The sequence below is a fragment of the Patescibacteria group bacterium genome (assembly GCA_041665585.1).
GTDB lineage: Bacteria > Patescibacteriota > Gracilibacteria > JAHISY01 > JAHISY01 > JAHISY01.
In genome coordinates this window covers 1-25,952 of record JBAYIN010000007.1, presented here as the reverse complement: position 1 = coordinate 25,952, position 25,952 = coordinate 1, and the positions used below count along the sequence as shown (strand labels likewise).

Annotated in this window: 21 protein-coding genes, 1 tRNA gene and 1 pseudogene; 10 read left to right on the top strand and 13 right to left on the bottom strand. The window is 48.8% G+C overall.

Annotation, left to right across the window (positions count from 1 at the left end; all coding sequences use genetic code 11):
- The first annotated feature begins 92 nt into the window (after window positions 1–92).
- Window positions 93–1,883, top strand: coding sequence for a hypothetical protein (locus tag WCV72_04745; GenBank protein MFA6458660.1), 1,791 nt, complete (start codon window positions 93–95; stop codon window positions 1,881–1,883).
- 313 nt (window positions 1,884–2,196) lie between these two features.
- Here the strand turns inward: WCV72_04745 and serS are convergent, their stop codons facing one another.
- A complete protein-coding gene (serS, locus tag WCV72_04740) occupies window positions 2,197–3,480 on the bottom strand; it encodes a serine--tRNA ligase (protein MFA6458659.1) in 1,284 nt (427 codons plus the stop codon).
- Window positions 3,481–3,834: 354 nt separating this feature from the next.
- Between serS and WCV72_04735 the strand changes: the two genes are divergently transcribed.
- Window positions 3,835–3,911 (top strand) — tRNA-Ala (locus WCV72_04735).
- Window positions 3,912–3,976: 65 nt separating this feature from the next.
- Here the strand turns inward: WCV72_04735 and pheS are convergent.
- The 4 genes from pheS to WCV72_04715 form a co-directional block, all read right to left on the bottom strand.
- Window positions 3,977–5,002, bottom strand: coding sequence for a phenylalanine--tRNA ligase subunit alpha (gene pheS, locus WCV72_04730; GenBank protein MFA6458658.1), 1,026 nt, complete (start codon window positions 5,000–5,002; stop codon window positions 3,977–3,979).
- 43 nt (window positions 5,003–5,045) lie between these two features.
- Window positions 5,046–5,429 carry a hypothetical protein gene (locus tag WCV72_04725; protein MFA6458657.1) on the bottom strand — a complete coding sequence of 128 codons (384 nt, stop codon included), beginning with the start codon at window positions 5,427–5,429 and terminating at the stop codon, window positions 5,046–5,048.
- Between the two features lie 20 nt (window positions 5,430–5,449).
- Complete coding sequence (locus tag WCV72_04720) at window positions 5,450–6,040, bottom strand: uracil-DNA glycosylase (protein MFA6458656.1); 591 nt, start codon at window positions 6,038–6,040, stop codon at window positions 5,450–5,452.
- A gap of 303 nt (window positions 6,041–6,343) precedes the next feature.
- On the bottom strand, window positions 6,344–7,060 hold the full coding sequence (locus WCV72_04715; protein ID MFA6458655.1) for a non-canonical purine NTP pyrophosphatase: 717 nt from the start codon (window positions 7,058–7,060) through the stop codon (window positions 6,344–6,346).
- A gap of 38 nt (window positions 7,061–7,098) precedes the next feature.
- Here WCV72_04715 and WCV72_04710 point away from each other — a divergent pair, with 38 nt between their 5' ends.
- The 3 genes from WCV72_04710 to WCV72_04700 are packed head-to-tail and all read left to right on the top strand — an operon-like array spanning window position 7,099 to window position 11,233.
- On the top strand, window positions 7,099–7,446 hold the full coding sequence (locus tag WCV72_04710) for a hypothetical protein (protein MFA6458654.1): 348 nt from the start codon (window positions 7,099–7,101) through the stop codon (window positions 7,444–7,446).
- Between the two features lie 23 nt (window positions 7,447–7,469).
- On the top strand, window positions 7,470–7,844 hold the full coding sequence (locus WCV72_04705; protein MFA6458653.1) for a hypothetical protein: 375 nt from the start codon (window positions 7,470–7,472) through the stop codon (window positions 7,842–7,844).
- Window positions 7,845–7,879: 35 nt separating this feature from the next.
- Window positions 7,880–11,233, top strand: a complete 3,354-nt coding sequence (locus WCV72_04700; protein MFA6458652.1) for a hypothetical protein — start codon at window positions 7,880–7,882, stop codon at window positions 11,231–11,233.
- A 177-nt stretch (window positions 11,234–11,410) separates the two neighbouring features.
- Here the strand turns inward: WCV72_04700 and WCV72_04695 are convergent, their stop codons facing one another.
- Window positions 11,411–12,490 (bottom strand): hypothetical protein, encoded by a 1,080-nt coding sequence (locus tag WCV72_04695; protein MFA6458651.1) that lies wholly within the window; start codon window positions 12,488–12,490, stop codon window positions 11,411–11,413.
- 354 nt (window positions 12,491–12,844) lie between these two features.
- On the opposite strand from WCV72_04695, the gene WCV72_04690 reads away from it, so the two are divergent.
- Together WCV72_04690 and leuB are read left to right on the top strand one after the other, a co-directional pair.
- The gene (locus WCV72_04690) at window positions 12,845–13,207 is read left to right on the top strand and encodes a hypothetical protein (protein ID MFA6458650.1); all 363 of its coding nucleotides are present in this window, start codon (window positions 12,845–12,847) and stop codon (window positions 13,205–13,207) included.
- A 78-nt stretch (window positions 13,208–13,285) separates the two neighbouring features.
- Complete coding sequence (gene leuB / locus WCV72_04685) at window positions 13,286–14,368, top strand: 3-isopropylmalate dehydrogenase (protein MFA6458649.1); 1,083 nt, start codon at window positions 13,286–13,288, stop codon at window positions 14,366–14,368.
- Window positions 14,369–14,658: 290 nt separating this feature from the next.
- On the opposite strand, the gene WCV72_04680 is transcribed toward leuB, so the two are convergent.
- From WCV72_04680 to WCV72_04655, 6 genes and pseudogenes are all read right to left on the bottom strand, one after another.
- Window positions 14,659–15,969, bottom strand: a complete 1,311-nt coding sequence (locus WCV72_04680; protein MFA6458648.1) for a UDP-N-acetylmuramoyl-L-alanyl-D-glutamate--2,6-diaminopimelate ligase — start codon at window positions 15,967–15,969, stop codon at window positions 14,659–14,661.
- 195 nt (window positions 15,970–16,164) lie between these two features.
- Complete coding sequence (locus WCV72_04675; protein MFA6458647.1) at window positions 16,165–16,527, bottom strand: riboflavin kinase; 363 nt, start codon at window positions 16,525–16,527, stop codon at window positions 16,165–16,167.
- Window positions 16,528–16,563: 36 nt separating this feature from the next.
- Entirely contained in the window at window positions 16,564–17,133 is a 570-nt protein-coding gene (locus WCV72_04670) for a hypothetical protein (protein ID MFA6458646.1), read from the bottom strand.
- A 185-nt stretch (window positions 17,134–17,318) separates the two neighbouring features.
- Window positions 17,319–17,573, bottom strand: a pseudogene (gene yidD / locus WCV72_04665) (membrane protein insertion efficiency factor YidD).
- 45 nt (window positions 17,574–17,618) lie between these two features.
- Window positions 17,619–18,416 carry a hypothetical protein gene (locus tag WCV72_04660; protein ID MFA6458645.1) on the bottom strand — a complete coding sequence of 266 codons (798 nt, stop codon included), beginning with the start codon at window positions 18,414–18,416 and terminating at the stop codon, window positions 17,619–17,621.
- On the bottom strand, window positions 18,413–21,298 hold the full coding sequence (locus WCV72_04655; GenBank protein ID MFA6458644.1) for a type IV secretion system DNA-binding domain-containing protein: 2,886 nt from the start codon (window positions 21,296–21,298) through the stop codon (window positions 18,413–18,415). The genes WCV72_04660 and WCV72_04655 overlap by 4 nt, the downstream gene beginning before the upstream one ends.
- A 211-nt stretch (window positions 21,299–21,509) precedes the next feature.
- Here WCV72_04655 and WCV72_04650 point away from each other — a divergent pair, with 211 nt between their 5' ends.
- A complete protein-coding gene (locus tag WCV72_04650) occupies window positions 21,510–23,855 on the top strand; it encodes a DNA translocase FtsK 4TM domain-containing protein (GenBank protein MFA6458643.1) in 2,346 nt (781 codons plus the stop codon).
- A gap of 268 nt (window positions 23,856–24,123) precedes the next feature.
- Here the strand turns inward: WCV72_04650 and WCV72_04645 are convergent, their stop codons facing one another.
- Window positions 24,124–24,528, bottom strand: a complete 405-nt coding sequence (locus tag WCV72_04645) for a hypothetical protein (GenBank protein MFA6458642.1) — start codon at window positions 24,526–24,528, stop codon at window positions 24,124–24,126.
- A 72-nt stretch (window positions 24,529–24,600) separates the two neighbouring features.
- Between WCV72_04645 and WCV72_04640 the strand changes: the two genes are divergently transcribed.
- Together WCV72_04640 and nadE are read left to right on the top strand one after the other, a co-directional pair.
- Window positions 24,601–25,065: a nucleoside deaminase gene (locus WCV72_04640; GenBank protein MFA6458641.1), complete on the top strand. Its 465-nt coding sequence runs from the start codon at window positions 24,601–24,603 to the stop codon at window positions 25,063–25,065.
- 1 nt (window position 25,066) lies between these two features.
- Complete coding sequence (gene nadE, locus WCV72_04635; GenBank protein MFA6458640.1) at window positions 25,067–25,792, top strand: NAD(+) synthase; 726 nt, start codon at window positions 25,067–25,069, stop codon at window positions 25,790–25,792.
- The last annotated feature ends 160 nt before the right edge of the window (window positions 25,793–25,952 follow it).

Here is a 25,952-nt window from a genome sequence, read left to right as displayed (position 1 = left end):
AAGAACTAAGTTTGTAAGGAGTAAGTTTTTTTTGTTGAAATTTGAGAAATGGTCGCAACAAGTTAAAATTTGCTCGCATAATTTCCCCCAAAATGAAAAAGTTTCTGCTCGCGATTTTGATCGCGCTCGCTCCGCTCGCGCTTTTCGGCTGCGGCGATGATCCCGTGGACACGACTGCGACTGAAGGAGTCGCTTTCCAAACCATGCAAGGTATCGTCCAGAAGCTGGGTGCTTCGATTTACCAGCAGGGGACCCATCGTCTCGAAAAAGACGGCGCGCTCGTCGCGTTGCTCGAGGCGGCTAGTCCGCAGATTGACCTCGGTGATTTCGTCGGTGAAAGCGTCGAAGTTGAAGGGATCGTCTCGCCGACGACTGAAGGCAATTTGCAAATCATGAAAGTGGTGACAGTCACGCCGCTCAGTACTACGGCGGCTGGGACGACGGCCCAGTACGAAAAATTTTCCGACGAGCAATTCGGCTTCTCAGTGAAATATCCGACCGAGCTCACGCCGACTCAGACGCGGCGCGGAGTCGCGTTTTACGATTCCGAGGAAAAGGTTATCGAGGTTGTCGTGCTCGAAAACTCTACGAAACAAGAGCTTTCCGAGTGGCTGATTGATAATTACAATTACACTGCGGATGCGCTGCGTCGTGTTTCGGTCGCGGGGCTCATGGGCTATCAATTTCAAAATACGACCGGTTCGGTGATTTACCTCGGCGATGGGGCGCAGATTTTCACACTCGCGTGGTATGACAATTCCACAGAGAATCGCGCGCGGAATCGCAATTACTATCTCGAGATTGTGCAGAGCCTGGTCGTCGCTGGCGTCGACACGACCGGCACCAATGTCGCGTCGACAGCGGTCGCCGGCGCTGCTGCGAAGGGCGAATTTTGTGGCGGGATCGCGGCAATCGGTTGCGCGACTGGAATGACTTGCCGACTTTCCGGCAATTATCCCGATGCCGGTGGTATCTGCGTCGCAGCGACCACGACGATCACGACGACAGCAGTGACTTCTGATCAGATTGCGGCGAACAATAGCTTGCCCTCGATTTCCGCAGGCGAGCTGCAGCGCGGTTGGTATTACGGCGACCGTGATGCCAAGAAGCCCGGCACGCCTGATACCTGGATTCTCGTCGACGCGGGTACGCGCGCCGCGATGTGGCGCCGAGTCGATACCACGGTCGAGCCGACAATCACGCTGCCCGAGGCGACCGCGACAGCGAGTCAGCTTTCGGGTGAGGAACAAAAAGTTTTTGATTATCTTTCTGCGAATATCAATGCGCTCTCGCCTGAAGCAGCCACCAGTGGCACATGGCAGCTCGACCAGCTGGCCTTCGTCGATCCGAATTTCGTTTACGCGATTTTTTCTGCCGGGCAAGGTCAGCAGCAAACGCGGCGCTTACTTTTCACCTACACGATTCAAGATGGCAAAGTCGCAGCTGAGATGCAGGCTTTTTTCAAAGTAGGTGTCGAGCAGGATTGGCTCGTCGTCGAAGGCGCCGACACGGCGGCTGGCAAGGCACAGATGATTGTGAATACGCGCGGAGAAATCGTCACCAATGTCTCCGAAGGCTTCCGCCTTTTCACGGATTACTCAAATGGTTTTTCTTTCCAGTATCCGAAAGACTGGTACTGGCAAAAAGCGAACATGACCAAGTTTGAATTTTCCGATGAGCCCTTTCCGGCCGGGATTGCAGTTTTGACCGTCCAGATCATGAGCGGCAATGCTTTCGACTTCGGTATCAAAACAACTGAAAAAACCGAGACCGTGATTTATGCGGCGCTGACTGCGACCAAGAGTTTGCGTTTCGCTATTGCAGATTTGAATTATCTCGATGTGCTCGAGACCGCGAGTGAGTCGCTGACTGCGCTCAATTAATTTTCCCGCAGTTTGTATTTTTACGAAAAAGCCAGCGAATAATAGGCGTCAATCGATTCGAGTGATTTTACGAGCGCGAGTCCCAGCAAACAACTCACGATGACAATGAGTGTGCTCAGGATGATTTTGGTTAAGTCTTTGAGTTATTAAGTCATTAAGTCTTTAAGTCTTTAGCTTGTTGAAAACTGGAACTTGGAAATTATTTCGTAAATTACGAAACTTGAAAATTCGAAAATTTTTCCAACTCAAGCCTGAGATTAGTCTCGCAATTCGAGTTTTCAGTTCGTCGCTCAGGCGAAAGATTTTCCATACTTTAATTCTTCGCCGCAATCACATTTTTACCGACCCATTTGCGCAGGGCTTCGGGGATCTCGATACCACCATTCGCGAGTTGGTAATTCTCGAAAATCGCGACCAACATTCTGGTCATCGCGATTGCCGTGCCATTCAGCGTGTGGACGAATTCCGTGCCGCTGTCACCGCGAAAACGAATCTTCGCGCGGCGGGCTTGGAAATCAGTGCAATTCGAGCAGCTCGTCAATTCACGAAATCTTTTCTCAGTTGGAATCCAGACTTCGAGATCGATCTTCTTCGCCGCTGGTGCGCCGAGATCGCCCGCGGCGATATTGACTGCGCGGTAGGGTAGTCCGAGTTGCTGCAAAATTTCTTCCTGTACACTGACGAGGAAAGCGTGTTCGTCCCAGGATTTCTCTGGATCGCAAAACGAAAACATTTCAAGCTTGTCGAATTGATGGACGCGGAAAATACCCTTCGTGTCTTTGCCGTACGCGCCCGCCTCGCGGCGGTAGCAGGTCGACCAGCCGACATATCTTTTTGGCAAATCGCCTTCCAAAATTTCATCGGCGTGAAACATCGTGAGCGGTACTTCGCTCGTGCCAGTCAAAAACAAATCGTCGCCTTCGGCATTCGTCTCGCTCGACGGATTCACTTCGTAAATGTTCATCTTCTCATTCGGGAAGAAGCCGGTCGCGACCATCGCTTTTTCATGAACGAGCGTCGGTGTAATCATCGGCGTAAAACCCTTGTTTTGTAGGATTTCCAGCGCGAACTGCGCGAGCGCGAATTCGAGTATGACGGCTTCATTTTTCAAATAATAAAAACGCGAGCCGGAAACTTTCACGCCGCGGCGCGTGTCGATGAGGTCACAGATTTCGCCGAGCTCGGCATGATCGCGCGGTACAAATTCGAAATTGCGAATCGCGCCGACCTGGCGCAGTGTGACGGCATCGTCTTCGCCGCCGTCGGGCGCGGACTTGTCCGGGGGGTTCGGAATCTCGAGTAATTTTTTGTCGAAGGATTTTTGCGCGCGGGCGAGCTGTTCTTCGTAATTTTTCAAGTCGCTCGCGACACCTTTCATCTCTTCAATCAATTTCGAGCGCAGGGCAGGGTCTTTCGCGCTCGCGATTTTTTGGTTTGCTTCGTTTTGCGTGCGCCGCAAATTTTCCACTCTTTGCAACAATTCTCGTCGCTCGTCGTCGAGCTCGAGTAATTCGTCCACATCTATTTTTCCGCCTTTGCGGGTGACTGCCGCGGCAAAATCTTGCGGATTGGAGCGAAGTTTTTGGAAATCAATCATGCCGGGATTTTAGCAAATTAGCGTCCGAAATCCTCCCTAACCCTCCTTTGCGAAAGGAGGGAACTACAAAATAGCAGTTTCAAGAGTCCCTCTTGGCAAAGAGGGCATGCCTGCTGGTAGGCAGGGTTGGGGAGATTTTTAGAATTTAGAATTTGGAATTTATTTTCCAACGAAAGCAGTTGCGCGATGCGCCTACAAAATTTAAAATCCATCCACTTTTTCTAACGAAACTAGTAACTAAAAACTGTTTGGGGCTACCGAGCCGAAGGCTGGACTTCGTCCCTCAGTTGGCTAGAGCATCCCGACGGTCATCGGGAGGGTCAGGGTTCAAGCGGTTTTATATCACGAAAATCTGGGGCTGTAGCTCAGTTGGCTAGAGCACTTCCATGGCATGGAAGGGGTCAGGGGTTCAAATCCCCTCAGCTCCACCAAAATTAGTTTGTAGTTGGTAGTTAATAGAAGATTCTATTAACTACTGTCTATCAACTACGAACTCTTAGAATTGCTGTAAAAATCTCAAATCATTCTCGAAGACCAGTCGCAGATCTTTGATCTCGTGGCGCAGCATCACCATGCGATCGAGCCCGAAGCCGAAGGCGAAGCCGCTCCACTGCGTCGCATCGACGCCGACATTTTTCAAAACATTCGGGTGGACGAGACCGCAACCGACGATTTCGATCCAGCCGGTTTTTTTGCAGGCGGCACAACCTTTACCGCTGCAAATCGTGCAGCTCATGTCCATCTCGAGCCCGGGTTCGACGAAGGGAAAATAGCTCGTGCGAAAACGAAATTTCGCGTCAGGATTGATGAGCTGGCGGACGGCTTCTTCCATCACGGCTTTCATATTTGCGAGCGAAATGTCCCTGTCGACGACCAAGCCTTCGAGCTGGTGAAACATCGGCGAATGCGACGCGTCGAAATCATCTTTGCGAAAAACGCGACCGGGCGCGACGATGCGAAATGGCGGTTTGTGTTCTTGCATCCAGCGAATTTGGACGCTCGAAGTTTGCGTCCGCAGCATTTTTCCATCCGCATTCTCGAGAAACAAAGTGTCCTGTGAATCGCGGGCGGGGTGATCGGCGGGGATATTGAGCGCAGTGAAATTGTGAAAATCGTCCTCAATCTGCGGGCCGGTCGCGACGGCGAAACCCATTTTTTCGAAAACTTTTTCGGCCTCGCGAATGAATTGCGTGAGCGGATGGAGCGTGCCGCGTTCCGTTTTTTCACCGGGCTGAGTCGGATCGATCCATTCCGTCTCGGCGAGCTTCGCGAATTTCGCGTGTTCGAGTTCGCCGAATTTCGCGGCGATGGCTGACTCGATTTCGATTTTGACTTCATTCGAAAGTTTGCCGACTTGACCTTTCTCCTCGCCTGACAGATCTTTCAGTCCGCGCAGGATTTCCGTCAGCCGACCTTTGCGACCGAGAAATTCCAGCTCGACGGCGCGTAGGCTTTCGGTATCCGTCGAAGCGGCGATTTTCGCGAGGGCTTCGACAGAGAGCGTCTTCAATTTTTCAATCATTGCGAAACAAATTTTAAAATATTAAATGTTAAATTTTCAATTGCTAGTCTTTCGCGGAAAAATAAATTTCGACAAGCCCGACTGCCGCTGCAATTAGTATGCCGTCCCACCAAGTCAGGATTCGTAAGATTTGGAAAACAAGCGCGACTTCGATGGCAATCGTTAGAAAAATTGACTGCCGAAGCGCGATTGAAATGTGTTGCAGGTAAATTTCACCTCGTCGAAACCAGACGCGAAAATAAAAGCCGGTGAGCGTCAGCGTGCCGACGAGCGCGAGGAAAAGTGCAGCGAGGAAAAATGGCACGGCGAGCGCCGTCGAGGTAAATGGGTCGAGTCGCAAAATTACGATTGCGAGCGCGCTCCAGCCGAGCACGGCGAGGAGGGTGAGTCCGAGAAGATACGACTTGGAACTTGGAGCTTGAAACATGGAACAAAACTTTTTATTTTTTAAAAATTAGTCGACCGACTCTCCAATTTTTTTAGAATCGCCGGAATTTTAGCAAAATCGGCGAGATGTACGATTCTTTGACTCGGCGAATACAGCGCGGCGGCAGGATGATAAAGCGGTAAAAAAACTTGTCCGTCTTGGCGGCGTTTGGGCTGACCGTGTGCGGCTGAGATTTTGAGTCCCGGCAAGAAACGATTCATCGAATGTCGACCGAGTGTTGCGATTAATTTTGGCTGGATAATCTCAATTTGCCGAGCGAGGAAAGGCCAGCAAGTTTCGACTTCGATTGGCTCGGGATCGCGATTTTCTGGCGGACGACACTTCACGACATTGGCGATGAAAATATCCGCGCGCGCGAGTCCGATGGAGGCGAGCATTTCATTCAAAAATTTTCCCGCCGCACCGACGAAGGGTTCGCCCTGCAGGTCTTCCGACTTACCGGGACCTTCGCCGATGAAAAGAATTTCTGCATTCGGGCTGCCCGAGCCGGGGACAGTCTTGCTGCGTTTTTCGCAAAGTTTGCAATTGCGACAAACCGCTATTTCTGCAGCGATTTTCGCGAGTTCAACGGATTTTGTTGCTGTGTCCATTACGGGAATTTTAACACTGCTGGAGTCTTCACTCCCTCCCCTCACCCCTCCCAGAGGGAGGGGGATGGAAATAAATTTCTCCCAGAGGGAGGGGGATGGAAATAAAGTTCTCCCAGAGGGATGGGGAATTAGGAAAATGAATTTAACTTACTACCTAGGTGGTGGGTTAACTTTTTGATCCCTCTCAGAGAAAGGAGGAATCAAGTGAGACCTCTCTTAATCCCTCCCCTTCGGGGGAGCCTGCCTGCCGGTAGGCAGGGCTAGGTGGGGGTTTATAGGGATGGCAACAGAATTAATTTTTTGTCAGTGATTTTTGTCTAAAAAATTTAGCAATTTCTCGACTGCTTTTCCGCGGTGGCTGAATTGTGCCTTTTCACTTTTATTCATAGCAGCAAAAACTTTCTCGGCACCGTCGGCGCGGAAGACGGAGGAGAGGGGAATGCGCGGCAAAATCGGCGCGCCGATTTTTTCCAAAATCTCGCCCGTCACTTCGCCGCGAAAAAAAAGCGTTTTTCCAAAACCCCCCTCAATCCCCCTTTGGCAAAAGGGGAGGCGAGCAAAGCGAGCAGGGGGATTTGCCAGAGCCAGGACACAAACAAATTTGGCTCGACGATTTTTCTTGTTCTCCATTCTCGCCAAAAAATGCGCGAGCCAGTCCTCGTCACTGGCGTTTTCGCCCGCGCCAAAGCGGACAGTCTGCACGCCGAGCTCGCCCGGCAGTGCCTCGACCAGGATGCCGGAATCGTCGGCGAGTGCGGGGAGTCCTGTTTGTGCGCAGCAAAATTCCGCTTTGATCCGCGCGTTTTCCTCGAACGCCGCGCCATCTTCCGGCGGTAATGTTATTTTTGGAAAATCTTTCAGAGTCAGGATTTCACAGTCCAAATCAGCGAGCGCGGCACTGAGTTCACGCGCCTTCGATGGATTCGCGGTCGCGAGCAGTAATTGAAATTTCAGGCTAAAAATGGTAAAATGACGCGATAACTTTACTAAAAATGCAGACCATACGCCTTCGTTCGCCACGGCGAACTACGGCGCATTACACACTAACAAAATAAAATATGACTGTAAAAACCAAAACGACCGATGCCAAAAAACTTTACAACCTGCTCTCTGATGCCGAGGTTATCTCGGACGGCGAGCGGTCGTTTTGGCTCACAAATTTCGACCGGCTTTCCGAGCAGGCGAAAAACGATCTCGCTGCGATTCTGAAAAATGGCGAACGCGAATTGCGCCAGGAACGCGATGCGCACTCCGCGCGTGTCGCCGAGATTGACACGAAGTGTGTCGCGCAGCTCCAGGCAGTCGCGAAAGCCAACAAACTGAAAGCTTCCGCGGGAGATGACGACGAAGATGATTACGACGAGGAAGAGATTCTGCGCACCTTACAACAAGCTGGCGAAATTTAAAAATAAAAATTAACCCCAATAAAATGTCTTTCAAATCTGCCTTCGCTGCAATCGGTCAAAATCTCGAAGAGGTTGGGAAACAAGAGGGCGAAGCGCTCCTGGCGGATGCCAAAGCGCGTGGAACAGTGCTTGCGACTGAAGCGAAAGATAAGGCTGTGCAAAAAATTGCAGAAAAAAAAGATGCAGCTGCTGAAAAAATTTCAGCGGTGGCGCAAGAAAAATTAAATCAAGTCGCGGACAAATTGCCGCCGCAGGTAGTTCAGTCCGGCGCGAAGCTCGGTTCCGTCGCGCAAGACCTGACTGCCAAAGTGGATCAGGTCGTCCCAGTCAGCCAGACGCTCCAAGATGGCAAAACAAAAATTTTGACTGCGGCGAAATTGGATGCGCCGAAGGCCTAAATTTAGGCTAAAAAATTAAACTTAATCAAAACAAAATGTCTTTCAATAAAACTGCCGAAATCGGCGCTGCCGTCAAAAATGACAAACAAAATGAAGGCGGCGGCGGTCCGCGTTCCGAAAAAAAAGAACAAGGCAAAGAGTGGAGCAGCGATCTTCAAAATGAACTCGCGCAAAAAATTTCTGGCGCGACGAAAGAAGAATTAAAAAAAACGGCGGATGCTCTGCCGGTGCGACCCGTCCAACGCGGCGATACGCTTGGCACACTCGCGCAAGGCCTGACTGACAAGTTGGTTTGGAATACGCCGGTCGATTATCGCAGCTCGCGAATCGCGGAAGGCAAGAAGCCGACTAAATTAATCGATGCGAAGGATATTTATTCAGGTCAATTTGTTTGGGTTGAGAATGGCACGATTATTGTGGCAGATGGAATGCCACAATCTTTAGAGAAACAGGGCGAAAAGAAAAATGAAAAGAAAGACGAAGATGAGAATCATGAATCTAAGGACAAATCTGATGAGCACCTCAAAGAGGAATCTACAAACAAATCTACAAGTAATTCCGTAGCCGAGGAACAAGTTTCTCCAGCAAATAAAAATGGAGATGATGAAAAGACTCAAAAATCGGAAGTTCCTGTCAATCCAGTCGTGTCTGGGGCAAAGTCTGAACAGGCTCCGGCGACTCAGCCAGATTTGAATGGAACAAAAAATCCAAAGACAAGTGAAGCGCAATCAGCCAACCCGGCTAAGCAAAATAAATCAGGAGAATCGCAATCTAATTCAGCAGAGCCGCAATCAGGATCAAAGACAGAAAAGCCTAAAACCCAAGCTGAAAAAGAGGCTGCGCTAGAAGCCGAAATGGAGAAAAACAAGGCGGGCGTGCTTGCGCGTGTGCAAGAGTTAGGCGGCAAAAATCTTGATGATCCAATTACGATTGCTGGTCTGAATTTCACGCCACAGATTCATCCTGGGAATGGAGGATTAAATGGTGCCGAAGATTGGAATAAAAATGAATATGAATATTGGCGAAACGGCGCATATAAAGGTTACTCAATTACCATTGGAATTGGTGTCACGCCGCCACATGTTTTGCGTTATAGCCATAATTTTTCTTCTATTGAAACCACTGATGTCCTCCCCAATAAGGCTGGATTGGAAAAAGCAATTGAGGCAGTCAAACAGGAAATTGATGTAGAGAACGCAAAGAAAAATAAGCCGGAGGAAGCTCCGAAAACCCAAGCTGAAAAAGAAGCTGCACTGCAAGCCGAAATGGAGAAAAACAAAGCTGGCGTGCTTGCTCGCGTGCAAGAGCTTGGCGGACAAAAGCTTGATGCTCCAGTCTCCATCGCCGGCTTAACTTTTAGTCCAGATGATGGTAGTAATGTTTGGCGTGATAATGTTCACGAATGGATCTTTAATAACATTTATTGGTTCACAACCGATTATAAGGATGACAAAATCTGCTTTGGCATTCACACTCAATCACCGCATGTCTTGTGTTTTCAAGCTGAAGCTGAAGCTAAAAAGTCGTCAGATGTCCCAGGCGACAATAAGGCTGGTTTGGAAAAAATGATTGAAGAAGCCAGACAAAAAATTAATGCAGAGAACGCAGAGAAAAATAAGCCGGATGAAAATCCGAAAACCCAAGCTGAAAAAGAAGCTGCGCTAGAAGCAGAAATGGAGAAAAACAAAGCGGGCGTGCTTGCGCGTGTGATTGAGCTTGGTGGTAAAAAACTTGATGCTCCAATTTCTATTGCGGATTTAATTTTTGAGCCAGATGAAGGAAATGGTGGCTTGAGTAATGCCAATGATTGGACTGATGAAGGTCGCCATTATTGGTTGTCGATTGAATATGAAGGTCGGGCAATTTCTTTTGGAATTGAAGCTAAATCTCCGCACGATGTGAGATTTGGAACATCTAGAGTTAAAGGTTTTCCTACTTTAGTTTTAACTAATTTAATCGAGACGGAAAAGCAAAATATTGATTTGGCAGTGAAAGCCGAAAAAGCAGCCGAGCCAAAAAATCCGGCAGCGCGAGCACCTGAAACTCAGCCTGAAACCCAGCCTGAAACTCAGCCAGCAAGACCGCCTGAAATTATATTTGGTGATGACAATGGAAAATTAACGCCTGAACAAAATTCTCAACTCAAGGAGGCTTTAGATTCATTTCAGGCTGAGTTTGGGCTCAAGAATATCCGCGCGAAAACTTTTGGTGGAATTGGTTTTGACAAGCAAATAGTCGTTGATTTCAAAGATGATCAAGGTAAAGACCATACTTTGGATAGCGGTGGTCACCTCAGGATGAAAACAGCTCTTGAAGAGATTATCGAAAAATTGAATAAGTTTAATTTGTACGAACCAGAGTCAACTCCTGCGTCTCAAAAATACCAGGAAGCTCAATCAAAAATTGGAGAAGAGGCGCCTGTTTTTTCTCCATCCTCCAAGCCGGCAGCTGAGTCGCAATCAGTGAAGCCAGAGGTCTCAGTCGCTACACCAGAAGCGCAAGCTGCACAAGAAAAACTTGAAAAATTTGCGGAAGCGCGTAAAGCAGGTGTGCTTGCGCGAGTGAAGGAGCTCGGCGGAACTAGTCTCGAGGATCCATTTACATTACAAGGGCTAACTTTTTCGGAGTGGATGGTCGACGCTGAAAGCATGGCCTATCATATGGAAGCTCAATATAAAGGTCACGATATAGACATAATGATTCGTATGGAGAAGCCATATTCTTTCTCTTTGCACGGTTTTATCGGAGGTGTAGTTGACCGTGATGTTCCTAATAACAGCAAGCCTGAATTGGAGAAAATGATTGATGAGCTTAAAAAGGAAATTGATACAGAGGAGGCAAAAAATTCGTCAACTGGAAAATTTTTCGAGTCGGTTAGCGCGGGAGGCGCGGCAGCTTGGTCGTTCATCAAAGATAAATATGCCGAATATATTAACCCCAAAGAAGAAACGACTGAGGTGAAACCTGAATCAGATCCAGTCAAGATTGAGCGACCAGACACATTAGCCCGAAGACAGGAGAATGGTGATGCAGCTTTAAATGGAATTAATTCAGATGCTCTTGGTAAGCAGCTTGAAGCATACAAGCAGGATATTGCAGGTGGTTCGACCGAAACTCCCATCAATACGGCTGAACAAAATAAACCGACAAAAGAAGTTTTGGCTCAACGAATGCAAAAAAGCGGAAAACTTTTAGATACATTTTTAACGAAATCAGAGGCGCTCAAAAATAAACATGGATTAATCCAAGCAAATATCGCTGATCGTCTGACCGAAATTAGTAGCAAGCTCCAAAGCCCTGACCAAATCACATTGAAAGAATTTGATGCGATGGATGCCGCGATGGAACAATACATTATCTCGCTCGACAAGATGCTCGCGAGCAATTAGCTCAGTCGCTGATTAATCTTTTGAAATAAAAAATAGACAAGGGAAAAAAGGGAGGCGTCCGACATCTGCGATTAAGCAAATGTAGAGCCTCCCTTTCTCCGTTTTAATCACCTTTCTTGTTCCGCCGACTGCGGTTTTTGCAGCCGAGTTTTGCACAGCCGAGCCGGCGGAAAGAACTTATTCCGGGAAGACCGGGGCGTCGAAGACGCCCTTGTCAGACTCAAGGTGAGCCTTGGTGAAAGGCCACCTCGAGTCTATTACTTTCGCCGAGTTGGCGAATTTCTTCGTCCTCTCGGCAACTTCGAGCAGAGCCGCCCGCTGATTGGCGAGCTCTGATTCGACCTCATCGACGCGGGCGTCAGTCGCGGCGATGTTTTCCGAATTGTCGGCGACGCCTTTGGCGACCGCTTTCAATTCGTCTGCTGTTTTTTTCTGTTCGGCGGCGACCTTTTTGATGCCGACCTCATTTTTTTGGAGACGGTCGGCAAGCTTGCCGCGCTCAATCGCGGCGTAATCGAGCCGCTGGTTGAGCCGAGTTTGCTCGGTGGCGGATTGGTCAATCCGTTGCTCAATCCGGTCGCGCTCGTCGTTGAGCTTTTTCTCGGCATTTGCGGTCGCGGTTTTTAAATCGCCGACTGCGGTCTGTGCCGCGGCGGATGTTGTTTTCGCCGCTGCCGCGTCAGTTTTCGCCGTTGCCGCGTCGGTTTTTGCGGCCTCAATGTCGGACTTGATCGCCGTGAGGTCGGGCGAAGATCTCAGCCCAATTACGATAATCAGGATGAGCGCAACCAGTGCGCCGATCGCGCCGAGGACCCCGAGCCAACTGCGGGTTTCGCCCCAGTCGATTGGTTCCCTGGCATTCTCGGCGAGGATAGTCTCAAATTCAAGGAACTCCGCCTCACTGACCTCCTTCCAGTGTCTGTTGTTCCTGTAATTTGAGGCCTCCGTTGCGTCTTCCACCGTTATGTATTTATTCGGTTCTTCTACTTTTTGGAAGTAAAAAACAGCGGGGCGAATATTCCCGGGTTCGGCGGGCTTGGGTTCGGCGGGTTTTGGCATCGCCTCAGCACGAAGCTTGTGCTCCGGGATGAATGTCCAACCATCTTCAACAAAACGGGTTTCGTAATCCTCCTTTGTGACCTCCTCCCAGCCATTTTTGGCCAGGTAGTTGAAAAAAGGTTGGTCGCAGTCGCAAGCGACTGCAGACGTTTTTTTGCTGCTGTGATTGACGAAGTAGGATTTTTCTTCTGATGACATGAGCGTTTCTCCCTGTGATTGTTAGTTGTTGGTTGTTGCCCGTCTATTCGTTGTGAACCATCTCAGCCGGCAATGGCTGTGATGGGTTGAAATACTCCCACAAACTTCCTGCCGCCAAACTTATGGTGGCAGCCACTCCTAACGAGAATATAGCTATTACTAGTTTCTTCTTAAATGCCAAGACGCTTCTCCTTTTAGTTTTTTTAGTTCAGTTAATTTTCCCTAGACAGCCCGACTGCCAGACAGCTGTCATTACGAGGAGCGGAGCGACGAAGCCCCGAAGGGGTCCCTTCGGGATAATCTCAATCTTCATGAGATTGCTTCGTTCGTTGCCTCACTCGCAATGACGCTATGATGGTAGCCCGACTGCCTAGGGAAAAAGGAAATTTTGATAAATCCCCCTATCCCGCCAAGGCGGGATTTCCCCCTTTGCAAAGGGGGACTTTAGGAAGATTTTATTTTTTAAAGGTGATTCAAACGGAGAGATTATCTGCCAGCGAGACGGCTCGCGATCCGCCGTGGCGGATACGAGCAATCATGCACGAGCAGATTGCTCTCCATTTTGATCGCGAGATTTCAAAGAACGAAGCTTGTCCTCAGAAAACCAAGAATCCTGAGCAGGAAGCTGCCCCGCACTCAGAGGCAGCTTTCCACGCAGGATTTTTTTCGCGAGCTATGAGTGCATGGGAAATTGAAAAAGGAGGTTATTGTAAATAATTAAATTTGTTTTGTCAAGCGATTGGTCGATTTTTCCCATCTCGCCAAAAGCACTCAAAAAAGCTAGAATCTAGCGTGATGAATCAAAAATCTTACAAAATCGCAGTTTTGCCAGGGGACGGTATCGGCCCCGAAGTCATGGTCGAGGCGAAGAAAGTCCTGGAGGCAGTCGGCGCGAAATTCTCAATTGGTTTCGAATTCGATGAGCAATTAGTCGGCGGTGCGGCGATTGATGCGGTCGGGGAGGCTCTGCCGGCTGAGACTTTGGCAGCTTGTGAAAAATCCGACGCGATTCTCTTCGGCTCGGTCGGTGGTGAGAAGTGGAATGCGTTGCCGCCGGAAAAACGCCCAGAGGTCGGCGCGCTGCTGCCGCTGCGCAAACACTTCGATCTTTTCGCGAATATTCGTCCGGCAGGCGTGCTGCCGATGTTGCGCAATTCTTCACCACTCAAGCCGGAAATTATCGGCGACGGTTTCAGCTTCACTGTGATTCGTGAATTGACTGGCGATGTTTACTTCGGCGCGAAAGAGCGGGGCGCAGATTTCGCGAGCGACTTGATGATTTACCGTAAAAATGAAGTTGAGCGCATCGCGCGCGTCGCTTTCGAACTAGCCAAAAAATCGCGTCAGAAAGTGACGAACATCGACAAGGCAAATGTGCTCGCGACTTCCCAATTTTGGCGCAAGATTGTCGAGGAAGTTCACGCGCGAGAATTTCCTGAGATTGAGCTCGAGCATCTGTACATCGACAACGCGACGATGCAGCTGCTCGTTCGTCCGCAGCGATTCGACATCGTCCTCGCTGGCAATCTTTTCGGCGACATTCTTTCTGACGAGGCGGCGCAGATTTCGGGTTCGATCGGGCTGCAAGCTTCGGCTTCGATCAATGCGAAAAAGTTCGGACTCTTCGAGCCGATGGGTGGCAGTGCGCCGGACATCGCGGGACAGGGAATCGCGAATCCAATCGCGCAAATTGGTTCGGCGGCGATGATGCTCGATATTTCCTTCGGCGAATTGGCTGCGGTAAAAGCGATTAAGCAAGCAATCCTCGCGACTTTGGAATCAGGTCTGCGTACGGGTGATATTTTCACCGGCACCACTGGCGAGCAAAAAGTTTCTACCAAAGAAATGGGTGATGCAATTATTAAAAATTTAAAATGAAAAAAACCACTATTCACAAAATCTTCGTTGCGTTCATGGCTCTCATCCTTTTAGCGAGCGCGATTCTGCCGTTTTTTGCCGGTGGATTTTGAACCCTCCCCTAACTCCTCCCAGAGGGAGGGGGATAGAAATAGAGTTCTCCCACTAATTTATAAAACCGTTAATTCACAACTTAAGTGATGGGCTAACTTTAGTTATGGAAAATTTCTCTCCATTGCAGGAGCTTAAATAAAAATCCCTCCCCTTTGGGGGAGGCTGCCTGCCGGTAGGCAGGGCTAGGTGGGGGTAACCTAAATTCTCTTTGATTTCGGTCGCTTCGCGAAGCGTTTCTCTAGAATTTTGCGCGCAATCTCGCGATCGTCCCAGGGAATTTTTTTCGTGCCGATGACTTGAAATTGTTCGCAGCCTTTGCCAGCGAGCAGCACCGTGTCGCCTTTCTCCGCGTTCATCAGAGCGAAATGGATCGCCTTTTTTCGGTCGGATTCGATCGTGAAGCCCGCGCCTTCTTCACGCGTCACGCCTTCGCGGACTTCGAAAATAATTTTCTCCGGATTTTCAGTGAAAGGATCGTCGCTCGTCAAAACAATTTCATCCGCAAATTTGCTCGCGAGTGTGCCCATCACGGGGCGCTTCGTGCGATCGCGATCGCCGGTCGCGCCGAAGACGAGCCATAATTTCCCGGGTGTGACCGCGCGAAATGTCCGCAGCAATTTCTCGAGCGCGTCGGGCGTGTGCGCGAAGTCGACGACGACGCGGAAATTTTGTCCGGCCTCGACGGTCTCGAGTCGTCCCGGCAGTGGCTTCAGATTGCGAAAAACTTTGCGGATAATTGTCGGTCGAATTTTCAAGGCGAGGGCGAGCGCGCTCGCGGCGAGAATATTCGCGACATTGAAATTACCCAAAAGTTTGGTCTTGATTGCGAATTTTTCTTCCATGCCGATGACATCGAAAGTCTGCGAATTTTCGCGCACGGTGAGATTCTCGGCACGCAGGTCACCCTTTTTCAGTCCGAAGGTGACGATGCCGATTTCCGGAATGCGTAAAAATCGTTCGACACTCGGGTCTTCCGCTGGCAGGATGGCGATTTTTTCACCACTCGTTTGATCTTGCGCCAGCCGCCAAAAAAGCTGCTCTTTCGCCGCGGCATAATTTTCAAAATTGCCGTGGAAGTCGAGGTGATCGTGTGTGATGTTGGTCAAAATCGCGGCGCTGAAATTTACGCCCCAGACACGATTTTGCGTCAGCGCATGACTCGAAACTTCGATCACGGCGTAGCTGCAATTCGCCTCGACCGCTCGGCGCAAAAATTTCTGCACGCCGCCGCGACCGAGCGAAGTCATTTTCGTCAGGTTGTCCCACTTCTTATCGCCGAGCCAAAAATTAATCGTCGTCGCGAGCGCGACGCGCTCACCATTTGCTTCGAGGATTCGCGCGACGAGATTCGCTGTGGTGGTTTTACCATTCGTGCCCGTGATGCCGATGACCGTGATTTTCTTCGCAGGAAATCCGTAAAAAACCGCCGCGCCGACGCCCCACAAAAAATGCCATGTTAGGCGCAGGGGATTAGTTGGCGAAATTAAATTTTTAATTTTAGCGAGCACAGAATGATTTTACCGAATTTCTAATTTTAAATTTAGCAACAAATGCCAAATTCTAAAATCCAAAGATTTAATCAAGTTCAAATTGCAAATATTTTGGCATTTAACTTTGGGCTTGATTTGATATTTGAGTTGGTGTTTGTCCTGGGGAAGTTAATTCACGAGATACCTTGCCTACCGGCAGGCAGGTCTCGTGGGTTAATGTGATATACCTAAAATTTCGCGTGCAGTCGCACAATCTTTTTCAATCTGTTTTTTCAGTTCTTCCGCTGAATCAAATTTTCGTCCTGCACGAATTTTCGCCAAAATCTCGAATGCGGCTTCCGGCGGTGATTCAGTGAATTTCGTCAGAACATGAATCTCGAGCGTTTTTTCGTCGTCAAAAGTTGCGCGCTTGCCGAAAAATAAAATCGCCGGCCAGACTTTTTCGTCCAGAAAAAGGCGGGCAGCGAACACGCCCGACTCGCTTGGAAAATTTTCCGGCAGCTCAAAATTCAAAGTCGGAAAACCAAGCGTCCGACCGATACCGCGACCCGGGATAATTTTCCCCGAAAAACGCATTCAAAAAATATTAAATATTAAATTTTCAATTTGAAATTATTCAATGACTTCGACTTCGTCTTTGTCTCCGCCGACGAAGCTCATGATGACGAAGGCGACTGCTGGCAGTGAAAACCAAATGTTGTAGTTTTCCGTCATTAATTTCGCCAAGGTCGAGCCAGTCGTGATGTCGACGCCGAAGGTTGTCGTCGCCGTACCGACGAAAACGCCGCCGGAAATATAGACCAAAATAGTCGAAACGATGAGACCAGCCGAGAGAAAACCAAATGCGCCGGTGGTCGTGAGATTCAGAATCATCGAGCGCTCGTAATCCATCGCCACGAAGAAGCTGCCGCGGACTGTGATGAGCAGAATGACAAGTACGAAAAGCAAAATTTTGGAAACGACCAAAACACTTGGACCGAAATTGCCGACATTCAACACAAAATTCGGATCGGACAGCACGAAGGTGTCGAGTAAATTGCCGAAGCCGTCGGCGGTGAGCGTCGCGATGTAGGTCGCGATGATGATTTTGAGCGTGGAATTCCGACCGACGATGAAAGAATATGCCACTACGATGGCGAAGAAAACGATGATAAACAGATCCCAAGTCGGTAGAATTTGCATCGTAGGGAATTTTAGCGGAAACGAATTTTGCTTGCGAGTACCACTCAGGCTCTAATTTAATTTTGCCTGCTAAATAAAAATTCCAAAAATCAAATTCCAAACTCCAAACAAATAAGACTGTAATTTGGTGCTTGGAATTTATTTGGTATTTGGATATTGGAGCTTGGTACTTTCTATTACGGTTCATCGTGTCCGCCTTCGTTCCAGGGATTGCAGCGCAAAATTCGCCAAATGATTTTCGGTAGGGCGCGAATCACGCCGTATTTTTTCAGCGCAATTTTCCCGTACTCAGAGCAGCTCGGCTGGAAGCGACAGTAACCGTGCGGAAAAAAAACGCGCAGCCAGGAGTGATCGGGTGAGAGTGTTTTCTGATAAAGCCAAATCAATCCGCGCAAAAGATTGCGGGGAAGTTGCCAGATGAAAATTAGAAAGTTTTTCACGCCGGAATTTTAACTCGCTTTCGCCGAATTTTCCGCAATGATGAATTAGCGCGAGTTGAGGCTTGAACGCATTTCTGTGATGTACCGCTCAATCAATTCATCGAGTATGTTTCTCTCAGAGTCTGTAATTTTTATCAGTCCATCTTGTTTCAAATTTTGCTCCCCGTATCCTGGGATTTTTCCGGCGACATAGTCTAGAAATGTTTTCAGATATTCGGGATGCCATAGAGTCATCGTAATCAGCTCGTTTGCGTCTTCTATTGCACGCACGGCATTTCGCGAAGCGGCATGTCTGACAGCGTTGTAGTCTGGGACATTGCCCCAAGTCGATAAGCCTCTTTCCGGATTTTGTGTTCTTTTTTGATAACAGAATTCAAATAAAATTCCGAGCTCTGAAACAATTTCTCCGCTCAATACTTTTTCGTACCATTTTGTTGGCTCTACAGGAGATTCTTGTTGCATCAAATATTTTTGGTAGGCGTGGCTGGTTTCATGCAGAAATCTATATTGGTCAGTTTCATCTCCTGGTTTTGGAAATAAATTTTCCCCAGTTGCGCTGTTTTTTCCTAAGCGAAAAATATAATAATTGTACTGTTCGGTTGGCATTGGGAGCTCATTTATCGAAATTTTGTTGTTTCCATATTTGCAACCCCAAGAATTTCTCCACACATCAATTTTTTGAATGCAGTCTTTTTCGGCTAAAAATAAGCCTAATTTTTGCGGTAAGTTTTGGTTTGGATTGTTTGGTTTTATTTGACTCGGCAAGGTCAGACAAGCTGTGATTGCACTGCGAATTTGCTCGTGACTGAGTTTGTCACGGCTGCTTCTATCAAACTCAATCATTTAGTCAGGTTGTTTTTATCTCCATCTCCATTCGTAGTTTTTTCTCTCGCTGTTTTTGCGATGAGCGCTTGTTCCATGGCTGCGACTTTTTGTTTATCAATTGCCTCGACGGGTGCCCCGGCGAGTGGTGGTTGCTCGAGCTCGTCCGGCAATTTCGCGAAAGCCTTGTCTTTGACATTCGCGAGTTGCGCTTCGAGGTCGATGCCGATGCGCGCCGAAATTTCCTGATCGACGAATTCGCGTTTGCGTCCATATTTCAAGCGCGAATATTCTTTGATTAGTCCGGCGACTTTTTCATTTTTACCTGTCTCGTCCCAGACAGTCGACATCGAAAATGGTCGGCTCGTCGTGTTGTCGATGTTCAATTTGATGTACGCCGAATAATTCGCGATGTTGATGACATCTTGATCACTCAAAAGTGGCGCGTATTCTTTCGCCATGTATTCCGCGTCGGCAGCACCGATTTTGAAGTTCATCATCGTGCCCACATTACCGAAGACAGCGTCGCGAATAGTTGGATCTTCGCGTGAGCCACCCTCGGGACCGCTCTGGTGCGTGAGCTGACCGATGTATTGGTGCGCGATGATGAGTCCGAGGTGATATTTACGCGCTTCGGAGAGAATCGTCGCAAAAGCATCGGTCGCGAAATTTTGAAATTCATCGACATACAGCCAGAAATTTGGCCGCTCTTCTTCCGGTACATCGACGCGACTCATCGCCGCCATCTGCAATTTATTCACGATGATGAGTCCGAGTAGCTGCGCGTTGATGTCGCCGACTGCACCCTTCGACAAGTTCACGAGAATAATTTTTTTCTCGTCCATGACTTTGCGGAAATCAAAAGCCGAATGTTTCTGACCGATGATGTTGCGCATCATCGTGTTCGTGATGAAGGGTCCGAATTTCGCCGAGAAATACGGAATCATTTCCTCTTTTTCGCGCGCGCCGGTCTTCGCCATTTCCCGATCCCAGAAGCTGCGGACGACCGGATTTTTAATTTTCGAGATTTTGTACTGACTGAATTCGTCGTCGGTGAAGAGGCGGGGGAGGTCGATTAGAGTCGCGCCCTCTTCTTCGTCGTCCATGAGCGTGAGGCAGCCATTTCTGAAATAATGCTGGATGCGCGGTCCAAAAATTTCGCTGCCGAAAAGCTTGATAAAAATTTGCATCGCGGAAAGCGAGGCGAAATCTTTTTCTTCCGCCGTTTTCGCTTCGAGCAAATTGAGCCCCATCGGTCGTTCGAGGTCGGCGGGGTTGAAGATGATGACATCCTTCGCGCGTTCTTTCGGAATGTATTTCAAAATGTCTTCGATCAAATCACCGTGCGGATCGACGACGCCGACACCATCGCCATTCGCGATGTCCTGACGCGCCATGTAAGAAATCAAAGCGGATTTACCTGAACCGGATTTTCCAATCATATAAAAGTGGCGCGTGCGGTCGTCCGGTTTGATGCGCACTTCTTTCGTTTCGCCGCGATATTTATTCAGACCGATCAAGAGCGGCGCGTCTTCTTTCTTCGGCAAATTCACCGGCGGTGGCAGAATCTTGTATTTCAGCCATTCGATCAGTGGCGTGAAATTATAGCGGCTCGTCGGGAAATGAAAAATGCTCGCGAGTTCAGTTGGCACAAGCAGGCATTCTTTTTCCGTGATGGGCCAGACGCCCTGCGCCGGTAATCTTTTGCGGAAATTAAACAGCATCCAGCCGTCATTCAAAAAATCTAGGAAAATCATGCGGCGATTTTGCAGCCAATTCAGATATTCATTTTTGTACATGCCGAAAGCCGTCGCGAGTCCATTCGTGATTTGCTCGGCTGCAGCTTCGCTGTCGCTCGCGCCGACGATGCGAATCAGCGTGTCGAAGGCCGGTTGCGCGATTTTTTCACCAGCCTGTTTCAAGCTTTCGTCAGTGGCTTGATCGCGGACAGTGAATGGATCGCCGCCGCTCGCGCCGGGCTGATTCGTGCCGAGTTCACTGATGGCGGCGTCATTGCCGAGCACGAATACTTTGATCAGCGAAACCAGCCAACCGAGACCGGGGATGCCGATACTTTTCTTCTTCTTGAGCAGTTCACGGTTTAGAGCTTTGCGTGCGGATTTTTGCCAGCCGCCGATTAGGTGGCTGCCTTTGCGTGGACGGATGACGAGCTGCACGCTCGCGCGATCTTCAGTTCTCAATTTTGACAAAACATTGGTCAGCGAATTGAGCGGGTCATTTTCGACGACTTTGTAAGTTTTGAATGGTCGCCAGCTCGGCATTTTCTGGTAAAAGAAAAAGCACTTCGCGTGGGATTTCTTTGGTGCCGGCTCGGGCAATTCTTTCATCGGCTCGACATAGGCGTCGGGATAAAAACTCGTAATCTGTTTTTCGACGACGCCCGCATAATATTTATTTGTGATGACATAAAAATTAATTTTGTCTTTTTCGTAAAAAAATTCGAAGCTCACGAGATCAGTTCCGAAGATTGCTGAGCGAATAATGTTGCCGAGGTTCATTTCACTGATTTCGTGGAGTGCGCGGTAGAGTTGCTCCATCACGCCGATTTTTTCGCGGAAATCTTTTTCAGTCGCTTCTTCGCGGTCTTTGTGAGTTTCTTGCCGCGGTTGTGTCACTTTCAGGCAGACCAAACCGCGCGCCCATTGCAACTGGTAGGCGAGGCGGACGGAATACTTCACGATGTCCCAGATGAACCAGGCTGTTGTCACGAAAACAAAAATCGTGATGGTGTGATTCCACCAGCCGGGCGCACTGACATACCAATTCCACCAACCTTGGATTCTTTCCCAAGTCAGCCAGCCGCGCGCGAATTCGAAAAGCGCGACTCCGGCAATCACAAAAACTTCCCAGAAGCGCGCGATAAAGCGGATGAAGAAACCCATTGATTTTTTATTTTTAAATCAGGTTATTTTAGCAAAAATAAGCCCAAAAAGCAATGAACATGAAGCATGAAGCATGGAACGGTCACCTTAGTGTTAAAATGCGAAAGAAAGATTGAAGTGTTATGATTGTAAGGATTATTAAGAGCTTTGAAGATTGTTGGGTGGTCAAAGTCTTCAATTTTCAATCTTAAATCTTAAATCTTAAATTCCTTTGGTTATTCGCCGCTCTCGCCGCCGTTCAACTCGTCGTCGCTCGTATGCTGCGACACCAGTCCGCCGTTCGCGCTCTTCCATTTTCAAAAAAATCTTTTCCTCCGCTTCCAAAACTTCACTCAAGCTCGAAGTTGATTCGCGCATCGCGCGCGACATTTGGGCGATAATTTATTTCGTACTTGGCGTTCTCACTTATCTCTCGCTCGGTGGCGGCATCGGTCAATTCGGGCAGTGGTGGGTCATGAGTTTTCGGGGACTTTTTGGGATTGGAATCAATTTCGTGCCAATCATTTTTTTCGTAGTCAGTGGCGCACTCGTCGCTTCGAAGACAATCCAATTTAATTTCACCCGCATCTTCGGCATCGTGCTGCTCGTCGCGACGAGTCTCGGCATCGTCCATCTCTCGACTTTGCCGAATGAAATGCTTTCGGCTGCGCCGGAATACGGCGGAATTGTCGGCTTCGTCATGTCAGTTTTTTTGCGCGCGACTTTCGCGGACATCGGCGCCAAGATCATTCTCTTCGCTTTATTTTTAATCTCCATTCTGCTCGCTTTTGGTGTCTCTTTCCGTGATATTTTTTCGTTCGTCCGTAATTTAATTTACGGTCAGGAGGCGGCAAAACCAGTCGAAAATGGTAATTTGAAAGTGCGCGATTTCCAGAAAGAAGCGGAGGAGAAATCATCTAAAAGACTTGAAAAAGCTGAAGATTCAGAATCCAAAAAAGATTCCAAAACGGCGGAGTTTCGCATCAATCGTCCGGGCGCGGTCAAGCTGGCGGCTGAATTCAAGCCGGAAAAGTCCAAAATTTCCGACGCAGAGTGGACGCCGCCGTCACTCGACTTGCTCGACGAAGCGGCGAAATCAGCTTCAGTCGATGAGGTTTTGCTGCGGCGTCAGGCGGAGGTCATTCGCCAAAAATTATCGCAGTTTGGCATCGAGGTCGAAATGTTTGATGTGAATGTCGGACCGACCGTGATGCAGTACACCTTGAAGCCGTCCGAAGGAGTCAAGCTTTCCAAGATTGTGGGATTGAAACACGATTTGGCTTTGGCTTTGGCTGCCAAAAGTCTGCGTATCGAGGCGCCGATTCCCGGCAAAAGTTTAGTCGGCATCGAGATTCCAAATGACAAACGCACTTTGGTGCGCCTCAAAGAACTTTTGCTGTCCGATCAATTTTCCAAAATCAAATCGAATCTGCGTGTCGTGCTCGGGCGCGATGTTTCGGGCAACGCGCGCATTGCCGATCTCGCCGACATGCCGCATCTGCTCGTCGCTGGTGCGACCGGCTCCGGTAAATCCGTCGGAATCAATACTTTCCTGCTTTCACTGATTTACCAAAATTCGCCGAATGATTTGCGTCTGATTCTCGTCGATCCGAAACGCGTTGAATTGGTTCCATATAACGGCATTCCGCATTTGCTGACGCCGGTAATTAATGATCCAGAGAAAACAATCTCCGCGCTCAAGTGGGCGGTCGGCGAAATGACGCGTCGTTACATCGAACTCTCCAAAGCGAAAGTCCGTAACATCAAAGAATACAACGCGACGAAACCACCGGAAAAAATGCCGTACATCGTAATTGTGATTGATGAGTTGGCGGACCTCATGATGGTCGCGCAGAAGGAAGTCGAGGGCGCAATCATGCGACTCGCGCAAATGGCGCGTGCCGTCGGCATCCATCTCATTCTCGCGACACAACGACCGTCGGTGAATGTCATCACCGGTGTCATCAAGGCGAATATCCCAACGCGACTTTCTTTCGCCGTCACTTCCGGCGTGGACTCCAAGACAATTCTCGATGGAGTTGGTGCGGAGGATTTGCTCGGACAGGGTGACATGCTTTTCATCCCGCCGGGAGAGTCGAAGCCGGTGCGTATTCAGGGGGCTTTCATCTCGACCGACGAAGTGCGCAAAGTGACGAACGCCATCAAGCTCAATCTCGACGAAGAGCCGGAATACAATGACGAGATTACCGATTCACAAAAAAATGCCGGTGTCGTTTTGCCGGGCGTCAAAAATTCTTCAGCTGATCAGAAGCCGGGCGGCAGCGATGAAGACATCATTCGCCAGGCGGCGCGTGTCGTCGTCGAGACTGGTCGCGCTTCAGCCTCACTTTTGCAACGCCGGCTTTCACTCGGTTATGCGCGCGCAGCGCGCATGATTGATTTACTCGAGGAACGCGGATTCGTCGGACCGGCGGACGGAGCGAAGCCGCGTGCGATCTATGTGACGGCTGAGAAATTAGACGAGATGGAAGCAGGCGCGAGTGATCCGGAAGCAGCGGCGAAAGCGGAAGTTTCGCGACAATTAGATGAAATGGATCGTGGAAGAGGGGAACGCTAAATTAAATCCACATCTCGAAACTTATAAATATTCATTTGGTTCGAGGTCATTGGTCACTAGGTTCGGAGGGTCATTAAGTCGCTAAGTCTTTAAGCCATTAAGTCGTTGAGTGGATTTTCTAAAATCGTGCCGGTGCAAAGTAGTGGGTTAATTGAACTTGCGGGAGTCGTCACCTGATGCTGTCGCCAGCACTCCTAACCCCGGAATTAATTCCGGGGTTAAAAATAGGTTAAAAATGAGACGGATAAAAAATTCGAAAATTCTATCTTTACGCTGATTGTTGTTCTTCCAACCCATAAAAATCATTTTTTTCAGGGAAATAACTTACTTTATCGATTCTGACATCTGTGATGGGTCCTAAATTTTTATCAGGAGCAAATCTGACTTGGTTTGTGTTGCTCGGTTGCGGAAACCTAATTTCGGTAAATTTATCGCCTGTAGTGCTTCGATCTATTGCAACTTGTAAAGCCGTAATTTTTTCTCCACTCGGATTCTTAAAAGACAATCGCAAATCCAGCTTGCCAGTCCGCCGTTCTCTGACAATAATTTCGTGAGGAATTGGCTGGCTGTGCTCGAATTTTTGAGAGCTGATAGTGCCGCTTAGCTGGTCGCGAATGGAATCGACAATTTTTTTGAAGCGATTTGAAAGTGATAAAGACCGAGGAGTTTCCATATTTTTAGGATTAAAAGGTGCTTAATTTTAGAACAAAAAATCTAAAAGTCAAATCAGGCTAAAATACTTTCCGTGAAAGATTTCATGTCAATCGCGGTTGCCGAGGCAGAAAAAGGTTTGCGCCGCAAAGACGGCGGACCATTTGGTGCGGTGATTATTCGCGCTGGCGAGATTGTCGCTCGGGCGCACAACGAAGTTATTAAAAACTCCGACCCGACTTGCCACGCTGAGATGCAGGCGATTCGTGCTGCCGCGAAAGAATTAAAACGCTTCGACCTTTCTGACTGCGAGATTTATTCCAGCTGTGAGCCGTGCCCGATGTGTCTCGCCGCGATTTGTTGGGCGCGGATTCCACACATTTATTTTGGCGCGACGCGCCGCGATGCGGCAGCGATTGGTTTCGCTGATGCAGAAATTTACGATTTCATTTCCGATAAAATCCAAAAAAATTCGCCCGTCAAGAAACAACTTGGGCGCAAAGCTTGTCTCGTTCCTTTTCAAAAATGGCTAAATTTAAAGTCTAAAACTCAATATTAAAATGTCGAATTCCAAAATCTTGATTTCGAAGTTACAGAAATTTTTCGCCGCTCGGGGATTTACGCGCGCGGTCGTCGGGCTGTCGGGCGGAGTCGATTCGGCTGTCACGCTTGCGCTCGCGGTGCATGCGCTCGGCGCGGAAAATGTTTTCGGCTTGATTCTGCCGCGGCGAAATGTGAGCTCGGCTGAATCCAAAATGCTCGCCGAAAAATTGGCGGAGCAATTCGGTGTCCGAACTTTAGAATTTGAAATTGGCGCAATCATTGAAAAATTCTCGCCGCCGTGGACACAAAACCATTTAGCCGAAATCAATCTCGCGCCACGCATTCGCATGACTGCGCTTTACAATTTCGCGAATTCTGAAAACGCTCTCGTGCTCGGCACCTCGAATCGCTCCGAGATTTTGCTCGGCTACGGCACGAAATTCGGCGATTTCGCAGCGGATGTTGAAGTGCTCGGAAATCTCTTCAAAACAGAGGTTTTTGCGCTTGCGCACGAGCTTGAAATTCCACTTGAAATAATTTCCCGTGCGCCGACCGCCGAGCTCACTCCCGGTCAGACTGACGAATCCGAGCTGGGTGCGAATTATTGTGTGCTGGATGAAATTTTGCAGCGACTCGAAAAAAATAATTTTGCGTTGCCGGAGCAGGCGACTGAGCTGGAGCAAAAAATTCGCGCGCGCGTAGTTGCTAACCTTCACAAAACTGAGCTCACACAGATGCTTTGAAAATTGAGTTTTCTTTTTCCAGAACTCTCCGTTAAACTTTCCTCAATAAAAAATAACCCATTCCCAATGTCTCCAAAATCTATCTCTTTCCTTGAGCGCGTGACACGCAATCTCGGGTCGCTGTTTGTCGCACTCTTCGTCTTGTCGGCAGCCGCCTTGG

What these genes read in the sequence shown, in the direction of transcription:
- WCV72_04745 (MFA6458660.1), top strand. Translation starts at nt 93, where the DNA reads ATGAAAAAGTTTCTGCTCGCGATTTTGATCGCGCTCGCTCCGCTCGCG.
- serS (MFA6458659.1), bottom strand. Translation starts at nt 3,480, where the DNA reads ATGATTGATTTCCAAAAACTTCGCTCCAATCCGCAAGATTTTGCCGCG.
- pheS (MFA6458658.1), bottom strand. Translation starts at nt 5,002, where the DNA reads ATGATTGAAAAATTGAAGACGCTCTCTGTCGAAGCCCTCGCGAAAATC.
- WCV72_04725 (MFA6458657.1), bottom strand. Translation starts at nt 5,429, where the DNA reads ATGTTTCAAGCTCCAAGTTCCAAGTCGTATCTTCTCGGACTCACCCTC.
- WCV72_04720 (MFA6458656.1), bottom strand. Translation starts at nt 6,040, where the DNA reads ATGGACACAGCAACAAAATCCGTTGAACTCGCGAAAATCGCTGCAGAA.
- WCV72_04710 (MFA6458654.1), top strand. Translation starts at nt 7,099, where the DNA reads ATGACTGTAAAAACCAAAACGACCGATGCCAAAAAACTTTACAACCTG.
- WCV72_04705 (MFA6458653.1), top strand. Translation starts at nt 7,470, where the DNA reads ATGTCTTTCAAATCTGCCTTCGCTGCAATCGGTCAAAATCTCGAAGAG.
- WCV72_04700 (MFA6458652.1), top strand. Translation starts at nt 7,880, where the DNA reads ATGTCTTTCAATAAAACTGCCGAAATCGGCGCTGCCGTCAAAAATGAC.
- WCV72_04695 (MFA6458651.1), bottom strand. Translation starts at nt 12,490, where the DNA reads ATGTCATCAGAAGAAAAATCCTACTTCGTCAATCACAGCAGCAAAAAA.
- WCV72_04690 (MFA6458650.1), top strand. Translation starts at nt 12,845, where the DNA reads ATGGTAGCCCGACTGCCTAGGGAAAAAGGAAATTTTGATAAATCCCCC.
- leuB (MFA6458649.1), top strand. Translation starts at nt 13,286, where the DNA reads ATGAATCAAAAATCTTACAAAATCGCAGTTTTGCCAGGGGACGGTATC.
- WCV72_04675 (MFA6458647.1), bottom strand. Translation starts at nt 16,527, where the DNA reads ATGCGTTTTTCGGGGAAAATTATCCCGGGTCGCGGTATCGGTCGGACG.
- WCV72_04670 (MFA6458646.1), bottom strand. Translation starts at nt 17,133, where the DNA reads ATGCAAATTCTACCGACTTGGGATCTGTTTATCATCGTTTTCTTCGCC.
- WCV72_04660 (MFA6458645.1), bottom strand. Translation starts at nt 18,416, where the DNA reads ATGATTGAGTTTGATAGAAGCAGCCGTGACAAACTCAGTCACGAGCAA.
- WCV72_04655 (MFA6458644.1), bottom strand. Translation starts at nt 21,298, where the DNA reads ATGGGTTTCTTCATCCGCTTTATCGCGCGCTTCTGGGAAGTTTTTGTG.
- WCV72_04645 (MFA6458642.1), bottom strand. Translation starts at nt 24,528, where the DNA reads ATGGAAACTCCTCGGTCTTTATCACTTTCAAATCGCTTCAAAAAAATT.
- nadE (MFA6458640.1), top strand. Translation starts at nt 25,067, where the DNA reads ATGTCGAATTCCAAAATCTTGATTTCGAAGTTACAGAAATTTTTCGCC.